This window comes from Pseudonocardia sp. 2-7 (genome assembly GCF_056341085.1).
Window position 1 is genome coordinate 5,317,308 of sequence record NZ_CP094507.1, and the last position, 18,759, is coordinate 5,336,066.

The 18,759-nt window shown below is 73.7% G+C and carries 21 protein-coding genes; 7 read left to right on the forward strand and 14 right to left on the reverse strand.

What is annotated here, in order from left to right:
• Positions 1–49: 49 nt before the first annotated feature.
• Both MTO91_RS25715 and MTO91_RS25720 read right to left on the reverse strand, forming a co-directional pair.
• Entirely contained in the window at positions 50–940 is an 891-nt protein-coding gene (locus tag MTO91_RS25715) for a hypothetical protein (protein ID WP_476653063.1), read from the reverse strand.
• A 107-nt stretch (positions 941–1,047) separates the two neighbouring features.
• The gene (locus MTO91_RS25720; RefSeq protein ID WP_476653065.1) at positions 1,048–2,022 is read right to left on the reverse strand and encodes an aldo/keto reductase; all 975 of its coding nucleotides are present in this window, start codon (positions 2,020–2,022) and stop codon (positions 1,048–1,050) included.
• Positions 2,023–2,107: 85 nt separating this feature from the next.
• On the opposite strand from MTO91_RS25720, the gene MTO91_RS25725 reads away from it, so the two are divergent.
• From MTO91_RS25725 to MTO91_RS25740, 4 genes are read left to right on the forward strand one after another with little or no spacing between them, the layout of a single operon-like run.
• Complete coding sequence (locus MTO91_RS25725) at positions 2,108–2,674, forward strand: Chromate resistance protein ChrB (RefSeq protein ID WP_476653067.1); 567 nt, start codon at positions 2,108–2,110, stop codon at positions 2,672–2,674.
• 15 nt (positions 2,675–2,689) lie between these two features.
• Positions 2,690–5,215 (forward strand): cation-translocating P-type ATPase, encoded by a 2,526-nt coding sequence (locus MTO91_RS25730; RefSeq protein WP_476653069.1) that lies wholly within the window; start codon positions 2,690–2,692, stop codon positions 5,213–5,215.
• Positions 5,216–5,235: 20 nt separating this feature from the next.
• The gene (locus MTO91_RS25735; protein WP_405421049.1) at positions 5,236–5,949 is read left to right on the forward strand and encodes an alpha/beta hydrolase family protein; all 714 of its coding nucleotides are present in this window, start codon (positions 5,236–5,238) and stop codon (positions 5,947–5,949) included.
• Positions 5,946–6,410 carry an acyl-CoA thioesterase gene (locus tag MTO91_RS25740; RefSeq protein ID WP_217266902.1) on the forward strand — a complete coding sequence of 155 codons (465 nt, stop codon included), beginning with the start codon at positions 5,946–5,948 and terminating at the stop codon, positions 6,408–6,410. The genes MTO91_RS25735 and MTO91_RS25740 overlap by 4 nt, the downstream gene beginning before the upstream one ends.
• A gap of 61 nt (positions 6,411–6,471) precedes the next feature.
• On the opposite strand, the gene MTO91_RS25745 is transcribed toward MTO91_RS25740, so the two are convergent.
• The 10 genes from MTO91_RS25745 to MTO91_RS25790 all read right to left on the reverse strand — a co-directional run bounded on the left by MTO91_RS25745 (position 6,472) and on the right by MTO91_RS25790 (position 14,929).
• The gene (locus MTO91_RS25745; RefSeq protein ID WP_476653071.1) at positions 6,472–6,867 is read right to left on the reverse strand and encodes a hypothetical protein; all 396 of its coding nucleotides are present in this window, start codon (positions 6,865–6,867) and stop codon (positions 6,472–6,474) included.
• A gap of 327 nt (positions 6,868–7,194) precedes the next feature.
• Positions 7,195–7,542, reverse strand: coding sequence for a hypothetical protein (locus MTO91_RS25750; RefSeq protein ID WP_208822832.1), 348 nt, complete (start codon positions 7,540–7,542; stop codon positions 7,195–7,197).
• A 259-nt stretch (positions 7,543–7,801) separates the two neighbouring features.
• The gene (locus tag MTO91_RS25755; RefSeq protein WP_251783454.1) at positions 7,802–8,749 is read right to left on the reverse strand and encodes a manganese catalase family protein; all 948 of its coding nucleotides are present in this window, start codon (positions 8,747–8,749) and stop codon (positions 7,802–7,804) included.
• Positions 8,750–8,832: 83 nt separating this feature from the next.
• Positions 8,833–9,597, reverse strand: a complete 765-nt coding sequence (locus tag MTO91_RS25760; protein ID WP_251783453.1) for a nitrile hydratase subunit alpha — start codon at positions 9,595–9,597, stop codon at positions 8,833–8,835.
• A gap of 81 nt (positions 9,598–9,678) precedes the next feature.
• Positions 9,679–10,086 (reverse strand): nitrile hydratase accessory protein, encoded by a 408-nt coding sequence (locus MTO91_RS25765; protein ID WP_476653074.1) that lies wholly within the window; start codon positions 10,084–10,086, stop codon positions 9,679–9,681.
• The gene (gene nthA / locus MTO91_RS25770; RefSeq protein ID WP_208822819.1) at positions 10,083–10,715 is read right to left on the reverse strand and encodes a nitrile hydratase subunit alpha; all 633 of its coding nucleotides are present in this window, start codon (positions 10,713–10,715) and stop codon (positions 10,083–10,085) included. Before nthA ends, MTO91_RS25765 begins: the two co-directional genes overlap by 4 nt.
• A 3-nt stretch (positions 10,716–10,718) precedes the next feature.
• Entirely contained in the window at positions 10,719–11,423 is a 705-nt protein-coding gene (gene nthB / locus MTO91_RS25775) for a nitrile hydratase subunit beta (protein WP_405421042.1), read from the reverse strand.
• On the reverse strand, positions 11,420–12,964 hold the full coding sequence (locus MTO91_RS25780) for an amidase (protein WP_476653076.1): 1,545 nt from the start codon (positions 12,962–12,964) through the stop codon (positions 11,420–11,422). The genes nthB and MTO91_RS25780 overlap by 4 nt, the downstream gene beginning before the upstream one ends.
• Before the next feature lie 125 nt (positions 12,965–13,089).
• Positions 13,090–14,523, reverse strand: coding sequence for an ABC transporter substrate-binding protein (locus MTO91_RS25785; protein ID WP_476653077.1), 1,434 nt, complete (start codon positions 14,521–14,523; stop codon positions 13,090–13,092).
• Positions 14,524–14,554: 31 nt separating this feature from the next.
• Complete coding sequence (locus MTO91_RS25790; protein WP_357437190.1) at positions 14,555–14,929, reverse strand: ArsR/SmtB family transcription factor; 375 nt, start codon at positions 14,927–14,929, stop codon at positions 14,555–14,557.
• Between the two features lie 218 nt (positions 14,930–15,147).
• On the opposite strand from MTO91_RS25790, the gene MTO91_RS25795 reads away from it, so the two are divergent.
• Positions 15,148–15,573 carry a nuclear transport factor 2 family protein gene (locus MTO91_RS25795; protein ID WP_357437193.1) on the forward strand — a complete coding sequence of 142 codons (426 nt, stop codon included), beginning with the start codon at positions 15,148–15,150 and terminating at the stop codon, positions 15,571–15,573.
• On the opposite strand, the gene MTO91_RS25800 is transcribed toward MTO91_RS25795, so the two are convergent.
• Positions 15,513–16,601, reverse strand: a complete 1,089-nt coding sequence (locus MTO91_RS25800) for an AraC-like ligand-binding domain-containing protein (protein WP_476653078.1) — start codon at positions 16,599–16,601, stop codon at positions 15,513–15,515. The two genes, MTO91_RS25795 and MTO91_RS25800, sit on opposite strands and share 61 nt — an antisense overlap.
• Positions 16,602–16,827: 226 nt before the next feature.
• Here MTO91_RS25800 and MTO91_RS25805 point away from each other — a divergent pair, with 226 nt between their 5' ends.
• Complete coding sequence (locus MTO91_RS25805) at positions 16,828–17,598, forward strand: SDR family NAD(P)-dependent oxidoreductase (protein WP_476653079.1); 771 nt, start codon at positions 16,828–16,830, stop codon at positions 17,596–17,598.
• Positions 17,599–17,773: 175 nt separating this feature from the next.
• Here MTO91_RS25805 and MTO91_RS25810 read toward each other — a convergent pair whose 3' ends face one another.
• Positions 17,774–18,139, reverse strand: coding sequence for a hypothetical protein (locus tag MTO91_RS25810; RefSeq protein WP_476654996.1), 366 nt, complete (start codon positions 18,137–18,139; stop codon positions 17,774–17,776).
• Positions 18,140–18,169: 30 nt separating this feature from the next.
• Here MTO91_RS25810 and MTO91_RS25815 point away from each other — a divergent pair, with 30 nt between their 5' ends.
• A complete protein-coding gene (locus MTO91_RS25815) occupies positions 18,170–18,604 on the forward strand; it encodes an amidohydrolase family protein (RefSeq protein ID WP_476654970.1) in 435 nt (144 codons plus the stop codon).
• Positions 18,605–18,759 lie beyond the last annotated feature (155 nt).

The window sequence follows — 18,759 nt, forward strand, 5'->3', positions numbered from 1 at the left end:
GACGACGGGGCCCCGGATCACCGGGGCCCCGTCGTCGTGTGCGGGTGGGTCAGCGGGACCGGTCGACGAACCCGGCGCCGGCGATCCGCAGGCCGCTGCCGCCCGCCATGCGGAGCAGCCCCGCCATCGCGATGACCAGACCGGCCATCTCGAAGGTCTCCTCGGTGCCGGCCAGGACGTTGTAGGCGAAGGACTGCACGTCACCGGTCTGCTCGAACAGGGCCCCACCGGCCGACTCCAGCCCGACCGCGCCGAGCAGGAACACCGCCGCCCCGGCGACGACGAGCCAGGCCCCCGGCCGGCGCAGCACCATCGGCAGGCACAGCGCCGCGACGACGACGACGAGCACCGCGGCCGGGATGATCCAGGCGTAGGTCAGGAAGCCGCTCGTGCCGAACGTGGTGTGGATGATCCAGCCGACCTGCTCGTGGTTGGCCGCGGTCTCGTCCATCGCGACGACCGCGCAGGACAGGCTCAGCAGGATCCAGCGCCACCGCTCGCGGCGCACCGAGTTGGCCGCGATCAGCGCGAGCAGCGCCGCGTTGGTCAGGTGCATCGCCGAGCTGAACCAGGTCGAGATGTTCAGCTCGGTGCCCAGCCGGATCGGGGCGGGGATCTCGAAGCCGGGCCGCCCGATGCCGTAGACGGCGGCGCCGTAGTGGGCCAGCGCCAGCACGGCGACGATCGCGGCGGCGGTGCCGACGACCGGCCCGCGACGCAGCAGCGCCAGGTGCGGTGCGCCGGGCGCGGCGGACTGGGCATCGGGCGACGGCTCCGCGCGGGCCGGGCTCGCGGCCCCGGGCGCCGCCGCGGGCCGCGGACCGGCCCCGGCGTCCTCGGTGTAGCGCGGGATGACGACCGTGGCCGGGTCGTCGTCGGCGCTGTGCGCGCCGCGGCCCTGGGCGCCGTGGCCCTGGGCGAGATGGTCCTGGGCGGTCATGTCCCCTCCTCCTCACCACGCGGCCGGGCGGCATCGGCGGGCGACGTCGGCAGGACCGCAAGGTGGCTGGAAGGTAAACGAGTGTATGTCCGCCGGGAAACGCGGGGTCAGCTCCAGGGGCGCGCGGAGCGGGTGGCCCAGTAGCGCTCGGCCGGTTCGGCCAGCGCGGTGAGCTCCTCGGCCGCGTCCGCGGGGAGCGTGAGCTCCGCGCCCGCGAGGTTCGACGCGAGCTGGTCGGTCCCGACCGGGCCGAGCAGCACCCGCCACGCCCACGGGTTCGCCAGCGCCGCGGCGACGGCGATCCGGTCCAGCCCGATCCCGGTCCGTTCGGCCAGCGCCGCGGCCGCGCGGGCGCCCTCGGTGCCGTCCTCACCGCCCGGGGCGAGCCTGCCGTTCGCGAAGACCTCCTTCACGATCACCCGGGCCCCGGCGTCGGCGGCCTCGGTCAGCGCCGGGCCCACCGAGGGTTCGAGCGGGTTCCAGGTGCTCTGGAACGAGGTGAACAGCGGCTCGCCGTCCACCCGGACGTCCAGCGCCCGGCGCACCGCGTCGGCCTGGGCGGGGCCGGAGGTGGAGATGCCGACCCGGATCCCCCGGTCGCGCAGGTGGGCCATCGCGCGGTGGACGCGCCCGTCGTCGAGGACGCCGGTGTCGAGCGTCGCGGAGTGCACGTGGTAGGTCCCGAGGTGGTCGCCGAGCAGCTCGTGGCTCAGCGCGTACTGCTCGGTGAAGGCGTCGAGCGAGTGGTCCTTGACCTCGTGGGTGTCGGCGTCGGTCCGCCACCCGCCCACGTAGCGGTAGCCCCACTTCGAGCCGATCTCGACGGGGTCCCCGCCGCCGGTGACCCCGGGCCGGTCGGCGAGCCAGCCGGCGAGGAACTCCTCGGCGCGGCCGTAGGAGCGGGCGACGTCGAGGTAGCGGACGCCCGCGGCGTACGCGGCGTCGAGCAGTGCGCGGGAGCGGTCGCGCAGGGTGGCGACGTCGCGGTCGGCGCCGAGCTCGCCGGCGCGGCCGGAGGTGATGTAGGCGGGACGGGCGATCGCGGCCAGGCCGAGGCCGAGGCGGTGGGCGGGGGCGGGCACGGCCCCAGCCTGCCGCACCCGACGGCGGCGCCGCACCCGACGAAACACCTGTTGCATGCCGGTGCCGGCCGGTACCGTCCTGAGCATGACCGACGCGCCGTCCGGTGGCTGGGTCCTACTGCTCGCGCAGCTGCCCGCCTCCCCCTCCAGCCCCCGGGTCACGCTGTGGCGCCGGGCCCGCGCCGCGGGCGCGGTCGGCCTGCAGAACGGCGCGTGGGTGCTGCCGGCGGCCGACGAGCACCGCACGTTCCTGGAGGGGCTCGCGGCCTACGTCCGCGAGTCCGGCGGGACCGCGTACGTGCTCGACGTCGCCGCCGGGACCAGCGACGACGGCATCGTCGCGCGGATCCGCGCCGAGCGCGGCAAGGAGTTCGGTGAGTTCACCGAGCGCGGCGACGCGCTGCTGGCGGAGCTGGAGAAGGAGTCCGCCCGGGACAACTACTCCTTCGCCGAGCTGGAGGAGAACGAGCAGGACCTGGAGCGGCTCACCCGCTGGCTGGCCACGATCTCGTCCCGGGACTTCCTCCCCGACGAGCGCGGCAAGGACGCCGAGGCCCTCCTGGACCGCTGCCGGCGCGCGCTCGACGCGTTCACCGCCGCCGTCTACCGCGCCGAGGGCGTGGCCCCCGACCTGCCACCGCGTACGGACTGACCCGGTGGGCAGCCCGTGAGCGGCAGGGCGCACGCCACGACCGGCGCGGCCGTGGTCGACGGCCTCGGTACGGACGCACTGCGGGGCCTCACCGGCGCCGAGGCCGCGGCGCGGCGGGGGCGGCACGGTCCCAACCGGTGGGTCGTCCCGCGTCGGGTCACCTTCCTGCGGGTGCTCGCCGACGAGGTCACCGAGCCGATGATGCTGCTGCTCGCGGCGATCGCGGTGCTCTACGGCGTCTGGGGGCGGCTCGACGACACCGTCGCCGTCGTCGTGATCATCGCGGCGGTCGTCGGGGTCGAGGTGTTCGCCGAGTTCCGCGCGAAGTCGGTCATCGCCTCGCTCGGCGAGCTCACCGCCCCGACGACGCCGGTGGTGCGTGACGGCAGCACCCTCTCGGTCGGGGTCGACGACATCGTCCCCGGCGACCTCGTGCCGCTGGCCGCGGGCTCGCGGGTGCCCGCCGACCTGCGTCTGGTCGAGACCTGGGGGCTGCGCGTCGACGAGTCGACCCTCACCGGGGAACCCGTCGCCGCCCCCAAGGACGCCGCCCGCGTGCTCTCCGGCGACACCGCACTGGCCGAGCGGGCGAACCTGGTGTTCGCCGGGACGACGGTCGTCGCCGGGCGGGCCCGCGGCGTCGTCGTCGCGACGGGGACGGCCACCGAGCTGGGAACACTGACCGGGCTCGTCGTCGCGGCGCGGCCGCCCCGGACCGCGCTCCAGCAGGCCATGCGCGAGCTCGCCGGCAGCCTCGCGACACTGGCGATCGCGTTCAGCGTGCTCGTCCCGCTGGTCGGCGTGCTGACCGGGCGGCCGTGGCGGGAGATGGTGCTGACCGGGCTCACCCTGGCCTTCGCGACGGTCCCGGAGGAGCTGCCGATCATCGTCAGCCTGGTGCTCGGGCTCGGCGCGTACCGGCTGTCGCGGCGGCGCGGGCTGGTCCGGCGGCTGCGCGCGGCGGAGGCCCTCGGGCTGGTGACGGTGCTCGCCACCGACAAGACCGGCACGCTCACCCGCAACCGGATGGCCGTCGCGCGGGTCGAACCGGCCCCGGGCGTCGACGAGGACACCCTGCTCGGCCTCGGCGCGGCCTGCACCGAGACCGCCCCCGAGCCCGACGGCGGCTGGTCCGGTGACCCGACCGACGTCGCGTTCCTCGTCGCGGCCCGCGACCGGGGCCTGCCGACGCCCGCCGAACCGGTCGCCCGGTTCCCGTTCGACCCCGGCCGGGAGACGATGACGGTCGTCCTGCCCGCCGGCGCGTCCGGCACCGCCACGGTGGTGACCACCGGCTCGCCGGAGTCGGTGCTGGCCCGCTGCGCGGCGCCGTCGCCGGAGACCGCGGGCCGGGTCGCCGCGCTCGCCGCCCGCGGCCTGCGGGTGATCGCGGTGGCGAGCAGGCCGGCGTCGCAGGTCCCGGCGACCGTCGGCGCCGCCGAGCGCGACCTAGTCCTCGCGGGGGTCGTGGCGCTGTCCGACCCGCCGCGCCCGGGCGCCGCCGAGGCCGTCGCCGCCGCGCGGCGGGCCGGGGTGCGGGTCGTGATGGTGACCGGCGACCACCCCGCCTGCGCCCGGGCCGTCGCCGCGGAGGTCGGGATCGACCCGGACCCGGTGCTGACCGGCCGCGACCTCGACGGTCTCGACGACGCGACGCTGGCCGCCGCCGTCGCGTCGACGCCGGTGTTCGCCCGGGTCTCGCCCGCGCACAAGCTGCGCCTGGTCACGGCGCTGCAGGCCGGCGGGGAGGTGGTGGCGGTGACCGGGGACGGCGTGAACGACGCCCCCGCGCTCGCCCGGGCCGACGTCGGCGTGGCCATGGGCTCGTCGGGTACTGACGTGGCGCGCGAGGCGGCCGGGCTGGTCCTGGCCGACGACGACGTCTCCACCCTCACCCGGGCCCTGAACGAGGGCCGCACGCTGCACGGGAACCTGCGCAAGGGCGTCGCCTACTACCTGGCCTGCAAGGCCGGGCTGGTCGCGACCGTCGCCGCCGGGGTGCTCACCGGGATGGCCGTACCGTTCACCCCGATCCAGATCGTGGTGCTGGAGATGTTCATGGACATCGCGGGGAGCGCGACCTTCGCCGCGGAACCCGCCGAGCGCGACGCCATGACCCGCCCACCGCGCGACCCGGGTGCACGGTTCCTGGACCGGGCCCTGCTCGGCGACCTCGCCGCGGGGGCGGCGGCGCTGTTCGCCGCCGTCGGCGGGCTGTACCTGGTGACCGCCTCGCAGACGGTCGCGTTCGTGGGCTGGCTGTCCGGGCACCTGGCGCTGGCCTGGGTGATGCGCACCGAGCGGACGCCGGTGCTGCGGGCGGGGCTGTTCGCGAACCGGTTCCTGCCGTGGTGGACGGTGGTGACCGCCGTGGCGGTGTGGGTTGTCACGACCGTGCCGGTGCTGCGGGAGACGCTGCGGCTCACCCCGCTGACCGGTCCGCAGTGGACGGCGGCGGCGCTGGTGCCGGTGGCCGCGGTCGCGGTGCTGGAGCTGCGCAAGGCCGGGCGGCGGGCCGCCACGGGGCGCCCGTCGGGGTGATCCGTGCTAGACCACCGGTCGTGAACGGATCGGTCCTGTCCCGCCCGGCCCCCGAGCCGCCCCGCACCGTCGCCGTCGGCGACGACCCCGACCAGGTCATGGACCTGTGGCCGGACGGCGGGCCCGGACGCCCGCTGGTCGTGCTCGTGCACGGCGGGTTCTGGCGGCCCCCGATCGACCGGACGCACCTGCGGTCGACGGCGGCCGCGCTGAACGCACTGGGGCTGCCGGTGGCCTCGCTGGAGTACCGACGGGTGCCCGGCGAGCCGGACGCGACGGTCGCCGACGTGCTCGCCGGTCTGCGGGCCGCCCGCGCCGTCGCCGGACCGGTCGTCGCGGTGGGGCACTCCGCGGGCGGGCACCTGGTGCTGCACGCCGCGGCCGTCGAGCCGTCGCTGGTGCGGGCGACGGTGCCGCTCGCCCCGGTCGCGGACCTGGCGCTGGCCGACGCGGAGAACCTCGGCGACGGCGCGGTCCGCGCCTACCTCGGCGGCCCGGCGGCCGGGCGCACCGACCTGGACCCGGCGGCGGGCCCGCCCCCGCCCGGACCGGTGACGATCGTGCACGGCGACGCCGACGACCGCGTCCCGCTGGGCATCTCCCGCTCCTACGCCGGCCGGCGCCCGTCGGTGCGGCTGGTCGAGCTGCGCGGCTGCGACCACTTCGCGGTGGTCGACCCGCTGTCGGCGGCCTGGGAGACGGTGACCCGGGAGATCCTGGCGGTGGCGACGTGACCGCGCCCGGCGGCCTGCCCCGCCATCAGCTCACGATGACCGTGCTGATGACGCCGGACATGGCGAACTTCTCCGGCAACGTCCACGGCGGTGCGATCCTGAAGCTGCTCGACCAGGTCGCGTTCTCCTGCGCGAGCCGCTGGGCCGGGACCTACGTCGTGACGCTCTCGGTGGACCGGGTCCGCTTCCGCGAACCGATCTACATCGGCGAGCTCGTGACCTTCCTGGCGTCGGTGAACGACACCGGGCGCAGCTCGATGGAGATCGGCATCCGGGTCACCACGGAGAACATCACCGAGCGGACCCAGCGGCACGCCAACAGCTGCTACTTCACGATGGTCGCGATGGACGAGCACCGGCGTCCGGTGCCGGTCCCGGAGCTGGTCCCGTCGACCGACACCGAGCGCCGTCGCCGGGACGAGGCGCGCCGGCGTCGCGAGGCACGCCGGGCCGGCGGCTGACCCCGGACACGACGGTGCCCCGGGACCACACGGTCCCGGGGCACGTCGCGGTACGGGAAGGTCAGTTGACCGAGTCGCCCGCGCCGGAGGTCTGGCCGCAGTTGTCGGACTGGTCGGTGGTCGAGTCGCCGGAGACCGCCTTGGCCTTGCCACCCAGGCCGAGGGCGCCGGTGATGCCGCTCAGCAGGTTCGCGTCCTCGATCGGGGCCTGCACGCCCAGCACGTTGACCGGGACGTTGTTGTTGCAGACCTGGATCGGCACGTTGACGTTGTTGCCGTTCAGGCCACCCGCGAGCAGGCCCTTGGCGTCCTTGTCGATGTGGCCCGACTCGTGCTTGCCGTGGTGCTTGCCGTCCTTGGCGGAGTCGCCCGCGTAGTCGCCGGCGAAGGCCAGCGGGGAGACGGCGAGCAGGGACGCGGCGGACGCCGCGACGATGATTCCGGCCTTCTTCAGCACAGTTCTTCTCCTGATGAGGTCTCAGGGCCGTGGTGAAGGCCCCGTTCCATGACGGCACGCTGACAAAAAGGGGGAGTCCGTGCCGACTGGCTGCGAATCTAGCTGTGCGGGAGAGCCCGAACAATTCTTCTACCACCATCGGGTGGCCGAATTACTTTCCGTTCGGATACTCCCACGATCGGGTCGAATGCGATCGGGGCGAACCGCCCGGAGCGGCGCCGGGACCGGCGACGACGACCACGGCGGGTGGTCACGCGACCCTGCCCCGGACACGGACGTGCCCCGGGACCACGAGGGTCCCGGGGCACGTCAGCGACGAGGAGTCGGTCAGTTGACCGAGTCGCCCGCGCCGGCCTCCTGGCCGCAGGTGTCGGACTGGTCGGTGGTGGAGTCGCCCGACACGGCCTTGCCCTTGCCCGCGATGCCGGCGGCACCGGTCAGGCCGTTGCCCGCAGCGGCGTCCTCGACCGGAACCTGGACACCCAGGACGTTGACCGGCACGTTGTTGTTGCACGCCTGGACCGGGACCTGGGCGTTGTTGCCGTTGGCACCCGCGACGAGGCCCTTGGCGTCCTTGTCGATGACGCTGTCCGAGCCGGCGAACGCCAGCGGCGACAGGCCGATCAGGGCGACGGCGGACACGGCGGCGACGAAACCGGCCTTCTTCTTCTGCACAGTCTTCTCCTGGTGAGTCACGGATCCATTCGGATCCGGGCACGTGCCGGCCCGACGACAAAGGGGGGGGGGGAGCCCGAACCGGCTGAGAAGAACCGTAATGGCGGGAAAGGTGCCCATCAAGCTCAGAACACCATCGTGGGGAACAATCACCGAGCGTCAGATATTCACACGATATGGTGTCGTCGCCGAGTCGGCGGTTCTGCACGACGACGGGGCGGAACCGCGTCCGGTCCCGCCCCGTCCGCCCGGACGTGCGTCAGCCGACGCGACCCCACTGACCTGCGGGCTCGTCACCCTCCATCTCGGCGACGGCCTGGACCATCGCCAGCAGCTCCGGGTCGAGTCCCGGTCCGAACTCCTCGGGCCGTTCGACGGCGATGTCCATCGGGACGCCGTCGGGCGCCTGCGCGGTCGACAGCGTCGTCCCGTCGTTCGACGGCGACGGACCGCGGTAGAGCTTCCCTGCCTCGGAGAGCTGGTCGAGGCTGAACGTGTACTGCTTGCTCTGCAGACCCTGCTCCAGCAGCGTCGCCACCTCGGGGAACTTCTCGGCGTTCGTCTTCGGGATCGGCAGCAGCGTGTTCCAGTTGACCCCGAGCGCCTCGAGCGCCTTGGCGTAGGCGTTCTCGTGGGCCTGGTCGCGCACGATCAGGTAGGCGATCGTCGAGCGCGCCGTCCTGTTCGCCGTCATCTCGTAGAGCCGGCACTTCTGCAGCCGGCCGGTCGACTCGAGCATGAGGTTGTAGAGCAGGTTGAGCGGCAGGTTGCCGCTGTCGTAGACGTACTTGCCCGTCCACGGGTCACCCTGCGCGTCGACCGGCAGCGCCCCCTGGGCCCCCACCAGGTAGTGGTGGATGTTGCCCTCGGTCAGGGCCGCGCTCAGCGGGGTCGCCCCGCCTGCGCCGGGCGTGTCCATGTCGTCGGTCGCGCTGCCCTGGTAGCGGGGCGAGCCGTCGGTGAGCCGGGCGATCGTGGTGGCGATCAGCTCGACGTGCCCGATCTCCTCGGTCCCGACGCCGTAGAGCAGGTCACGGAAGGGCTTCCCGTCCGGACCGCGGAAATTGAAGCTCTGGAACAGGTACTGCATCATCGTGCGCATCTCGCCGAACTGGCCACCCAGCCCCTCCTGCAGCGCATTCGCCGCGGCGGGGTCGGGCTCGTCGGGGACGATCTCGTTCAACAGTCGCTGGACGTGCAGGAACACGGGTGACACCTCGTGGGCTGTGGGGCGCGACCCCTTCCGGGGTCGTGGACACGGCCTGCGGGGTTGAAGCCGTCGGACCCCGGCTACCCGGACCCCGTGGGTCCACACCCACGCGCTGTCCGCACGGCCGCGGCCGCCGCGGCGGGCCAGGCGGCGTAGACCTCGGCCGAGGGCGCGGCGGCGACCGCGGCGGCGAGCAGCGGGCGCAGGTCCGGGCGGTCGGTCCCGACGGCGAGGACGAGTGCGACCGCGCGGAGCTGCCACGGCCGGTCGAGCAGCCGCTCGTCGAGGTCGTACCCGGGCAGGCCGCGGGCCCACCGGGCGTCCGGCGGCGCCGGGGACGGGGCGGGGTCGAGACCCCGCAGCGCCGCCCGGCTGACACGTCCCTCCAGGTCGGCCGGGCCGTCGGTGCACCGCGCCGGCGCCCCCGGGACGACCAGGTGGTGGACGCGGGCCGAGTCCGACCAGATCGCGGTGCGGACCCCGGGGCCGGTGTCCCCCGCGACGTCGAGCAGGTACTCCGAGCGCGGCCGGTACCAGCTCGGGGGCACCCCGAGCACCGGCCAGCCGCTGCACCCGGTCGCGGCGGGGAGCACCACGTTGCGGACACCGGGGGTGTCGCGGTGGGTGCGCCAGACCCGGCCGCACCCACAGCGGCCGAGCCGGGCACCGGCCGCGTCCGCGGTGTCCGGCCGCCCCGTGCCGGTCCAGATCCGGGCGACCGCACGGGCACCGGCGCGGGGGCCGACCTCGTCGGCGTGGTGGTCGTACCAGCGGTCGATCGTGGCGGCGGTGGTGAGGCCGTGCCGGAGCACCGCGCGTTCGGCCAGGTTGACCAGCAGGTCCACGGTGCCGCCTCCGATCGGGGTGTCGGGAAGGACGTGCGGGACCGGCCCGCGGGGAGCGCGGACCGGTCCCGCACGCGTCGTTCAGCGGGCCGGGTCGATCGCGACCGGCTCGCGTCGTGCCTCGTGGTGGTTCGCGTTGCGCGGCGTGGCCAGGACCTGGCGGGTGCGGTCGTCGAGCGCGACCGAGTCCGACAGGGCCCCGCTCGCGGCGAGCGTGTGCTCGAGCGCGTCCAGCCAGTGCTGGTAGTAGCTCCAGGGCTCGCCGCCGTCGCCGTTCTCCCAGGCCTTGATCGCCTCGACCAGGGAGAGCTGGAACTCGCTCCACTCGTAGTGGCCCTCGTGGTACGCGGCGACCGCCATGGCGAAGGCCCGCAGCTCCCACGGCTCGGTGAACGGCTTGTCCGCCCCGGGCATGTCGCAGACGAGCTTCTCGATCCGGCGGCGGGCGTCGCCCAGCTCGGTGGCGCCCGTCCGGACCCCGGCGCTCATCCGCGGGCCGCCTCGGTGACGACCGGCTTCGCCGTGCCGACGCCGATCATCGAGTCCCGGGTGACCAGCGCGGCCAGCTCGTCCTCGGAGAGGTGCTCGCTGCCGGCCGGGCGCTGCGGCAGCACCCAGTAGCGCAGCTCGGAGCTGGAGTCCCACACCCGGATCTCGACGCTGTCCGGCAGTGGCAGGTCGAAGTCCTCGGCCAGCACCTTGCGGGGCTCACGCACGATGCGGGCACGGAACGGAGGCGCCTTGTACCAGTTCGGGGGCAGCCCGAGCACCGGCCACGGGTAGCACGAGCACAGCGTGCAGACGATGACGTGGTGGACGTCGTCGGTGTTCTCGACGGCGACCATCTCCTCGCCCTGCAGGCCGCCGACCCCGAGCTCGCGGCAGGCGGCGGAGGCGTCCTCCAGCAGGCGCGCCTTGAACTCCGGGTCGGTCCACGCCTTGGCGACGACCTTCGCCCCCAGCTGCGGGCCGACCTCGTTCTCGTAGACCTCGGCGAGGCGGTCGACCGCCGCGGTGGTCATCACGCCCTTCTCGATCAGCAGCGACTCCAGGGCCTTGACCCGGGCGGTGATCTCCTCCTGCGTGCGGAGCGGGGTGTCGGTGGGCTTCGCGGTCATGGGTCAGGCTCCCTGGGTGGCAGGGACGGGCGAGAGGTACGGCTCCCACACGTCGAAGTAGTTGACGCCGTTCGGGTCCGCGTACTCGGCGCCCCACAGCTCGGTGGCGTCGAAGCGGACGGTGTAGAGGTGCTCGGGGCAGTCGCCGAGCCCGTTGCCGGCGGTGTCGGGGTAGAGGTAGGTGCCGTGGGCCGCGCTGATCACGCCGCGGCGGCCGCGGATGTAGCGGGCCCGGCGGGTGTGGCCGAAGGGGCTCTCGGAGGAGACGACGACCTCGTCGCCGACGGAGAACTGCGCGACCTTGTCCGACTCGCGGTGGGCCGGGAACCCGTTGGTGACCGCCCAGTCGACGAACTCGACGATCTCGGTGTCGGTCTCCCGCTCGGGGAGCGGGGCGTCGGGGTTCTCCAGGTAGTGCCGGGTCCGCGCCTCCAGCTCGGCCGGGTCCAGCACGCCCGCGGCCTCGGCGTAGTGCTCGACCGTGTGGACCCAGTGCTCGTAGTAGTTCGAGATCAGGTACTCGGCAGGGTCCATCTTCTCGATGCCGTGCCGGAACTGGTCCACGTTGAACAGCCCGGCGCGGGCACTCTGCGCGAACATGGAGAAGGCACGCTTCTCCCAGTCGGCACGGAACACGGGCTCGGACATGTGGTCGTTCTCGACCTTGCCCAGCCCGTCGGTGCCGCCGAGATCGAAGACTCCGTTCACTGCTGTCCTCCCACGGTGGTGAGGGCCGGCGGAGCGGGGAAGCCGCCGACGGCCTGCTCGAAGGTGTGCGCGACCCGCAACACGGTCGCGTCGTCGAAACGCCGGCCCACGATCATCAGACCGGTCGGGAGCCCGTTCACGAGCCCGGCCGGGACCGACGCGGCCGGGTGCCCGGACACGTCGAACGGGGCACAGTTGCCGATCATCCCCAGCGCGGTCGGCAGGTAGCTGTCCAGATCGGCGTCGAGCCCGAGCAGCTCGGGCGCGGTGTAGGGCACGGTCGGCATGACCAGCACGTCGTAGCCGGTCAGGGCCGCGTCGTAGGCCGCTCGCACCTCGAAGGCCAGGTTGCGGGCCATCCCGTAGTAGGCACCTCCCGCGTGGGCGAAGGTGTAACCACCCGAGAGGCCGACGAGCTTGACGGTCTTGGACAGCTCCGACCCGCGGGCGTGACGCCCGCGGTGGTAGTGCGCGATCAGCTCCGGGTCGTAGAGACCCGGGTAGTTCATGCCGTAGGCGTTGCCGTCGATCATCTGGTGCGCGGCTCCCTCGGTCCCGATGACGTTCCAGACCGCCATCGCGTCCAGGTGCCAGGGGATCGAGACCTCCTCGGCGACCAGACCCGCATCGGTCAGCGTCCCGATCGCCGCACGCACGGCCTCGTCCACGGCCGGGTCGCTCTCCGGGCGGGCGAAGCCCTCGGTCACGATCCCGACCCGCAACCCGCCTGCCGACCGCTCCAAGGCAGCCAGGTAGTCGACCGGCTCGAGCTCGGTGGGCTGACGCACATCGAGCCCGTCCACCCCGGCGATCACACCCAGCATCAGTGCGGCGTCGGACACCGTGCGGGTGATCGGGCCCAGATGGTCGATCGTGGCCTCGATGGGGAACGCACCGGTGTAGGGCACCAGGCCGTGGGTGGGCTTGTGCCCGACCGTGCCCGAGAACGCCGACGGCATACGGATCGAGCCGCCCTGGTCACCACCCACGGCCATGTCGACCGCCCCGGACCCGACCAGCGCCGCACTACCCGACGAGGACCCACCCGAGATACGGGTCGGGTCCCAGGGGTTGCCCACCGGCCACGGCCGGGAGGTGAAACTGCCCCCGGAGAAACACAGGTCCTCACACATCGCCTTACCGGTGATCGTCGCCCCGGCGGCCAGCAGGCGGGTCGCGACCGTCGCGTCACGGGAGGGCACGAACCCCTCCACCGTGGCCGACCCGTTGGTCATCGGGACCCCGGCCAACGCGATGTTGTCCTTGAGCGCCACGGTCCGCCCGGCCAACGGGCCCTCCGCCGCACCGGTCACCGACGTGGTCACGTACCAGCCACCCAGCGGGTTGTCCGCCGGCTCGGACCACTCCCGCTGCGGGGCCTGCGGCGCCGACGCCCGATAGAGCTCCTCGACCCGCTCCGAGGACGCCAGCGTCGCAGCCACCGCCGGACCGAACTCGGCCAACTCCGCCTCGGACAGACCGAACGCATAGTGCTTGTTCAACGCCGCCAGACGGGCGGCATCAGGGGGTGGAATCGCCATCAGGTGGTGCTCCTCACATCGGGGGATGCGAGAAAGCTAGGGTTCATGCCTGCACATGTCAATCAATACAGACGCATTGACACGAGGTCTGACACACCCGTCCCACCTCTGTTACACGCGCGTATTCACGACCGTCCCTCGCTGTCGTTCATCGAGCCGAAGGTCGCGCCGCGGGCGGCCGCGAGGTGCAGCGGCTGCTCGACGTGGTGGTGGCCGTCGAGCGCCAGGGTGCCCCGCGGGAGGTCGTAGCGGCCGGACCGGATCTCGTCGGCGACGGGCACCGGCTCGGTCGAGCGGACGGCGCGGGCCGCGGCGGACCACACGTGGATCGCCTCGAACATCGACTCCGACAACGACGACAGCGGCGCCGCCCACTGGCCGAAGCGGGCCCGGTAGCGCTTCAGGAGCGACCCGTTGCGCTCGGTCTGCAGGTGCTGGAAGTAGCCGGAGACACCGTGGATCCCCTGGGAAGCGTGCAGTCCGATCCGCTCAAGGGTGGCCTCGTCCATCGCGGGGCCGAGGCTGACGGTCCGGTCGCGCAGACCCATTGCGTGGCACTGACGCTCGAACGCGGCGGCGTCGGCGCCCACGAACGTGTTGAGCACGATGTCGGCGCCCGAGGCGGCGATCCGCTCGACCAGCGGGGCGAAGTCCCGGGCCCCGAGCGTGGCGTAGCCCTCGCCGACCAGCACCGCGCCGTGCGCCGGGAGCACCTCCCGCGCGGCGGCGTTGACCGCACGGGGCCACACGTAGTCGTTGCCCGCCAGGAACCAGCGACGTCCACCGGCTGCCCGCATGACCGGTCCCGCCGCCGTCACGATCTGGGTCGCGGGCCGCTCGCCCAGCCGGATCCGCAGCCGGGACTCGCCGCCGCCCTCGTTCATGTTGGTGTGCACGACGAGCACGTCGCGGCCGGTCAGGGCGGTCGACACGGCGTGGTAGGTGGCCGACGTCGTCGTCAGGAAGATCGTCCGGCAGCCGGCCCGGGCCAGCCGCAGCGCCTCCAGCGCCCCGGTGCCGGGGTCGGTGGCGTCGTCGGCCTCCAGCAGGTCCACCGGCCTGCCGCCGACCCCGCCCGCCGCGTTGATCTCCTCGACGGCGAGCGTGGCCACGTTCGCCACCGCCGAGGCGAACAGCCCACCCGAGCCGGACCGGCTGGTGAGGACCCCGATGCGCGGCCCCGTGACGGCGTGGTCGCGGACCGGGTGACCGCGCCGGCGCATCAGCCACTCCAGACCGCGCTCGTCGATCCCGGCGTCGAGCCGGATCCGGGTGCCGCCGGGTGCGGGGGTGAACCGCAGCCGGATGCGGCCCCGCCAGGGCTGGTCGTGGGTGATCGTGATGGTGCGCGGTCCGCGGAGCTCGCTGATCCGGCCGAGCACGTCGACCGGCGGCCCGCCGGCGATGGGCGCCCGCAGGGTGACCGGCTCGCCCACCGCGACCCGGTCGCACGCCGCACCGAACAGCCAGCCTGCGCCGGAGTCGCGCCCGAAACGTCCGAAGACGACCGCCGGGTCGGCGGCGACGAACTCCTCCACCGCGAGCGCGATCGTCCCCATGGGGGTCAGTCTCCCGGCACGGAGGGTCCGGTCATCCGGTCGCGCCCTCCCGGTCCGTCGCGGGACGGCTCTCCACGGCGGAGCCCACCTCGCCGAGCGAGGACTGGAACAGGGTGCGCAGCAGCGCGATGACGTCGGCGGCCGCACCACCGGGCTCGATGGAGTAGTAGCGGTACCGGCCGGAACGGCGCTCGGTGATGAGCCCCGCGACGCGGAGCACCCGCAGATGGGTGGAGACGGCCGTGCGGCCGACCGAGGTGATGTGGTCGGCCAGGTCGCCCGCGCTGACCTCGTCGTGCTCGGAGAGCACGGCCAGGATGCGGCGGCGGACGGGATCGGCGAGCGCGTCGAAGGCGGGGCCGGCGTCCCGGCCGGCCCCGGCCGACGCGTCAGGATCCGATGACATGATGCCAAGTCTAACGCGGACGGACCCGCACGGTGGCCCGGCCGGGCCGAAGCGCCGACACGACGGGGAGGCCCGCCGTGCAGGGCGTGGCCGGCGACACCCCGGTCCGTGCACGCTGGTGCACGCAGGCGTGCAGTCGTGTCCAAGGCCGCCCGTGGAGTCCGCTCCTAGCGTCGGGATCCAGGACCCCGTCACGGGACCGGACCGGAGGATTCATCATGATCAGCACGGACACGCTCGCCGATCTCGAGGAGATCCGGGCGCTCAACGCCCGGTACAACTTCGCGGTCGACCAGGGGACCCCCGAGGAGTGGGCCGCCACCTTCTCGACGGACGGCGTGTTCCACGCCCTCATCGAGGGCCAGACCCCGAAGGGCCACGCCGAGCTCGCGGCCTTCGTCCCGCTGTGCCGGGACACCTTCGGCCCGATGCGGCACCTGACCATGAACGAGGTGGTCTCGGTGTCCGGTGACACCGCCACCCAGACCTGCTACCTGCTGTTCTTCGCGAACACGGCGGGGACGGTGAGCGGCACCGTCTGCGTGTACACCGACGAGCTGGTCCGCGAGGACGGCGCCTGGCGCTACCGCGACCGCAAGGTCGCGCCGGTCATGCCGTTCACCAGCTTCGCCCCGCCCGCCTGAGCGCGGCGGGCCGGTCGGCCCGGGTCCGGCGAGCCCACCGCTCGCCGGGTCCGGGCCGTCGCCGTCTCAGGCCGGGCGCAGGTCGGCGGGCCGGTGGCCGCGGTGGGTGCGGAAGGCCCGGTTGAGGTGGGAGAGGTCGAGAAGCCCCACCGGGCGGCGAGGGCGGTCAGCGACTCCCGGCACGCCGGGTCGGCGAGGTCACGGGCGCAGGCGTCCACCCGTAGCTTCGTGATCGTCTGGGCGTAGGTGTGCTCGGAGTCCCGGAAGACGTTGTGCAGTGTCCGCACCGACACGCCGAAGTGCGCCGCCACCCGGGCGGCCGCGAGGTCGCCGTTCCGCAGGTTGTCCTGCAGGTGGGTGCACACCGACGTGTAGAGCGACGCGGCCAGCGTGCGGCGGCCGGCGCCGCGGGCCTCGTCGGTCGCCCCGCAGGCCGTGGCCAGCAGGGTCGTGAAACCGGAGCTGACCGCGCGGGCCTCGGCGTCGCCCAGGTCCTCGACGGCGTCCCACACCGACCGCATGGTGCCCGCGACCACGGCGTCGAGTGCGCGGGAGCCGTCGACGGTGGTCGCCGTGACGTCGTCGGGCCGCGCCACCAGCGACATCAGCCGGTCGCGGGGCACCCGGAACGACAGCGACCGCCAGTCCCCGGCGTAGTCCAGCCGGAACGGCCGTGTCGCGTCGAACAGGGCGAACGAGCCCGCCGGGACGTGGCAGGTGCGCCCGCCCTGGGACCCGACGCACGATCCGGCGAGCTGCAGGTTGACGAAGACCGTGGCCTCCGCGGTCCGGGCGACCTCCCGCGTGCCGTGCAGGTTCACCTGCCCGACCGTGGCGATCTCGGCGCAGTTGACGTCGGCCACCCGCCGCGACCGGACCCAGCCCGCCACCCCCTGGGACGCCCAGTCACCCGCCCGCGGCTGGGGCAGCGGGACCAGCGGGGTGAACGCGTCGCAGACGACCTCGCGCCAGTAGGCGTGCTGCTCGCGCACGGGACGGTCCCGGGTCGACCAGTAGCCGGATGTCACGACGCCTCCAGGAGTGCGGGTGACCGATGTGACCACCGGTTCGTTGCCTGGCTGTTTCGCCCGCCGGACCAGTGGGTGACGCGGCCCGCACCGCGACGGCGACGCCCGCGTGAGACCCGGCGGTGCGCGCCGGTACCTGCGCCGGTGCACGGCCGTCCGGGCGCCGCGGCCCCGCTCCGGCCGAGGCTCGGTCCCGTCAGCACGACCGACGAGAACGGAGACGACCATGGAATTCGACGGCAGGACGGTCCTCATCACCGGAGCCGCGGGCGGCATCGGCGCGGCGGCCGCCGCGGCGTTCGCGGCGGAGGGCGCCTCCCTCGCGCTCGTCGACCTCGACCGCTCCGCGCTGGAGAAGGTCGCGGCCGGGCTCGGCGTCGACGACGCCCGGGTGCTGCTGCACGTCGCGGACGTCCGTGACGAGCAGCAGGTCGAGGGCTACGTCGCCGCCACCCGCGACCGTTTCGGCGCGATCGACGTGTTCTTCAACAACGCCGGCGTCGAGGGCGCCACCGGCCCGCTGGTGGACACCGACCTGGAGACGGTCGACACCATCCTGTCGGTCAACGTGCGCGGCTCCTTCCTCGGGCTCAAGCACGTGCTGCGGGTGATGACCGCACAGGGCCACGGGTCGGTAGTGAACACCTCCTCGATGGCCGGGGTCATCGCGTTCGCCGGGCTGGGCATGTACACGGCGTCCAAGCACGCCGTCGTGGGCCTCACCCGCGTCGCCGCCGTCGAGGCGGCGCCGGCCGGCGTCCGGGTCAACGCGGTGTGCCCCGGGCCGGTCGACACCAGGATGATGCGCTCGATCGAGAACGGGATGTCCCCCGACGACATCCCGGGCGTCCAGGAGCAGTTCGCCGGGCTCACCGCGCTCAAGCGCTACGCGGACCCGGCCGAGATCGCCTCGGTCGTGCTGTTCCTGGCCTCGGACCGGGCCAGCTACGTCAGCGGCAGCATCTACACCGTCGACGCCGGGATGACCGGGATCTGATCCGGGGCCGCCGGCCGGTGTCGGCGTCGGGCCGCCCGGTGGCGACGAGCGCACCGAGCACCAGCCGCGGCCGCACCGGACGCTGCTCCCCCGACCCGCTCCTCGGGCCTCGTCCGGGACCGGCCGGCGCGCCCGGGGTCCGCCGGCCGCGCCCGGCGTCCGACGGCACCCGGCATCATCCGGGCCGCAGCAGTGCCACGAGCTCGTCCGGCCGGTCGAGGGGCACGATGTGCCCGCAGTCGTCGAACAGATGCCCGTCGAGGACGTCGGCGACCCCGCGCAGCTGGTTCTCCAGCGCGCGGCCGACCGGCGCGGCTCCGACCGCGGTCGTGGGCACCGTCAACCGGGCACCGGCCACCGCCGTGGAGATCTGGCGTCCGGTCTCGGGCAGCGACCGGTAGAGGGCGAACGCACAGCGGAGGGCGTCCGGGCGCGCGAACGTCCCGGCCATCGCGGATCGCAGATCCGGACGGATTCCGCGCCCGCGAGTGCCCTGGTCGAGGAACCACCCGGCGTACGCCGCCTCGTTCCCGCGCAGCACGCCGGCTTCGCCGACAAGGTCACCACAGAACTGTCACTCGGTGGGTGGGGCTGGCACCACGAGGCAGGCATCCACGCGCTGCGCCTCATCCTCGCCGGGATCTTCGACGAGCTACCCGATCTGCAGATCATCAGCGGGCACTGGGGCGAGATGGTCCCGTTCTACCTCCCACGCCTCGACGACGTGCTCTCCCCCGGTGACACCGGCCTGTCCCGGACCATCACCGACACCTATCGATCTCATGTCTGGGTCACCCCCAGCGGGATGTACCACCGGTCCCAGTTCGACTACGTCCGCGACGTGGTCGGTATCGACCGCATCATCTGGTCGACCGACTACCCGTTCCTCCACCTCGACGGCACACAGGACTTCCTCGGTGAACTCGACCTCTCCCACGGCGAGCGCGAACAGGTCACCCACGGCAACGCCGACCGGCTCCTCGGTCTGACGACGCAGCGGCTGTGATCGTCCGCCCCCACGGTGGGACGACACCTGCTCGATCGCTACGGAAGGTGCGGAGAACCAGCTGATACGGCCCGGCGTGTCGACCGAGGAGCGAGCCTACGCGTCCGGCTCGTGCCGCGGACGATGGCTCCGACTGCGCACACCGCGAATGGGCT

Coding starts and splice junctions, on each gene's coding strand:
- nthA (WP_208822819.1), bottom strand. CDS start 10,715: ATGACCGCGAAGCCCACCGACACCCCGCTCCGCACGCAGGAGGAGATC.
- MTO91_RS25715 (WP_476653063.1), bottom strand. CDS start 940: ATGACCGCCCAGGACCATCTCGCCCAGGGCCACGGCGCCCAGGGCCGC.
- MTO91_RS25785 (WP_476653077.1), bottom strand. CDS start 14,523: ATGGGGACGATCGCGCTCGCGGTGGAGGAGTTCGTCGCCGCCGACCCG.
- MTO91_RS25795 (WP_357437193.1), top strand. CDS start 15,148: ATGATCAGCACGGACACGCTCGCCGATCTCGAGGAGATCCGGGCGCTC.
- MTO91_RS25765 (WP_476653074.1), bottom strand. CDS start 10,086: ATGAGCGCCGGGGTCCGGACGGGCGCCACCGAGCTGGGCGACGCCCGC.
- MTO91_RS25790 (WP_357437190.1), bottom strand. CDS start 14,929: ATGTCATCGGATCCTGACGCGTCGGCCGGGGCCGGCCGGGACGCCGGC.
- MTO91_RS25725 (WP_476653067.1), top strand. CDS start 2,108: ATGACCGACGCGCCGTCCGGTGGCTGGGTCCTACTGCTCGCGCAGCTG.
- MTO91_RS25805 (WP_476653079.1), top strand. CDS start 16,828: ATGGAATTCGACGGCAGGACGGTCCTCATCACCGGAGCCGCGGGCGGC.
- MTO91_RS25780 (WP_476653076.1), bottom strand. CDS start 12,964: ATGGCGATTCCACCCCCTGATGCCGCCCGTCTGGCGGCGTTGAACAAG.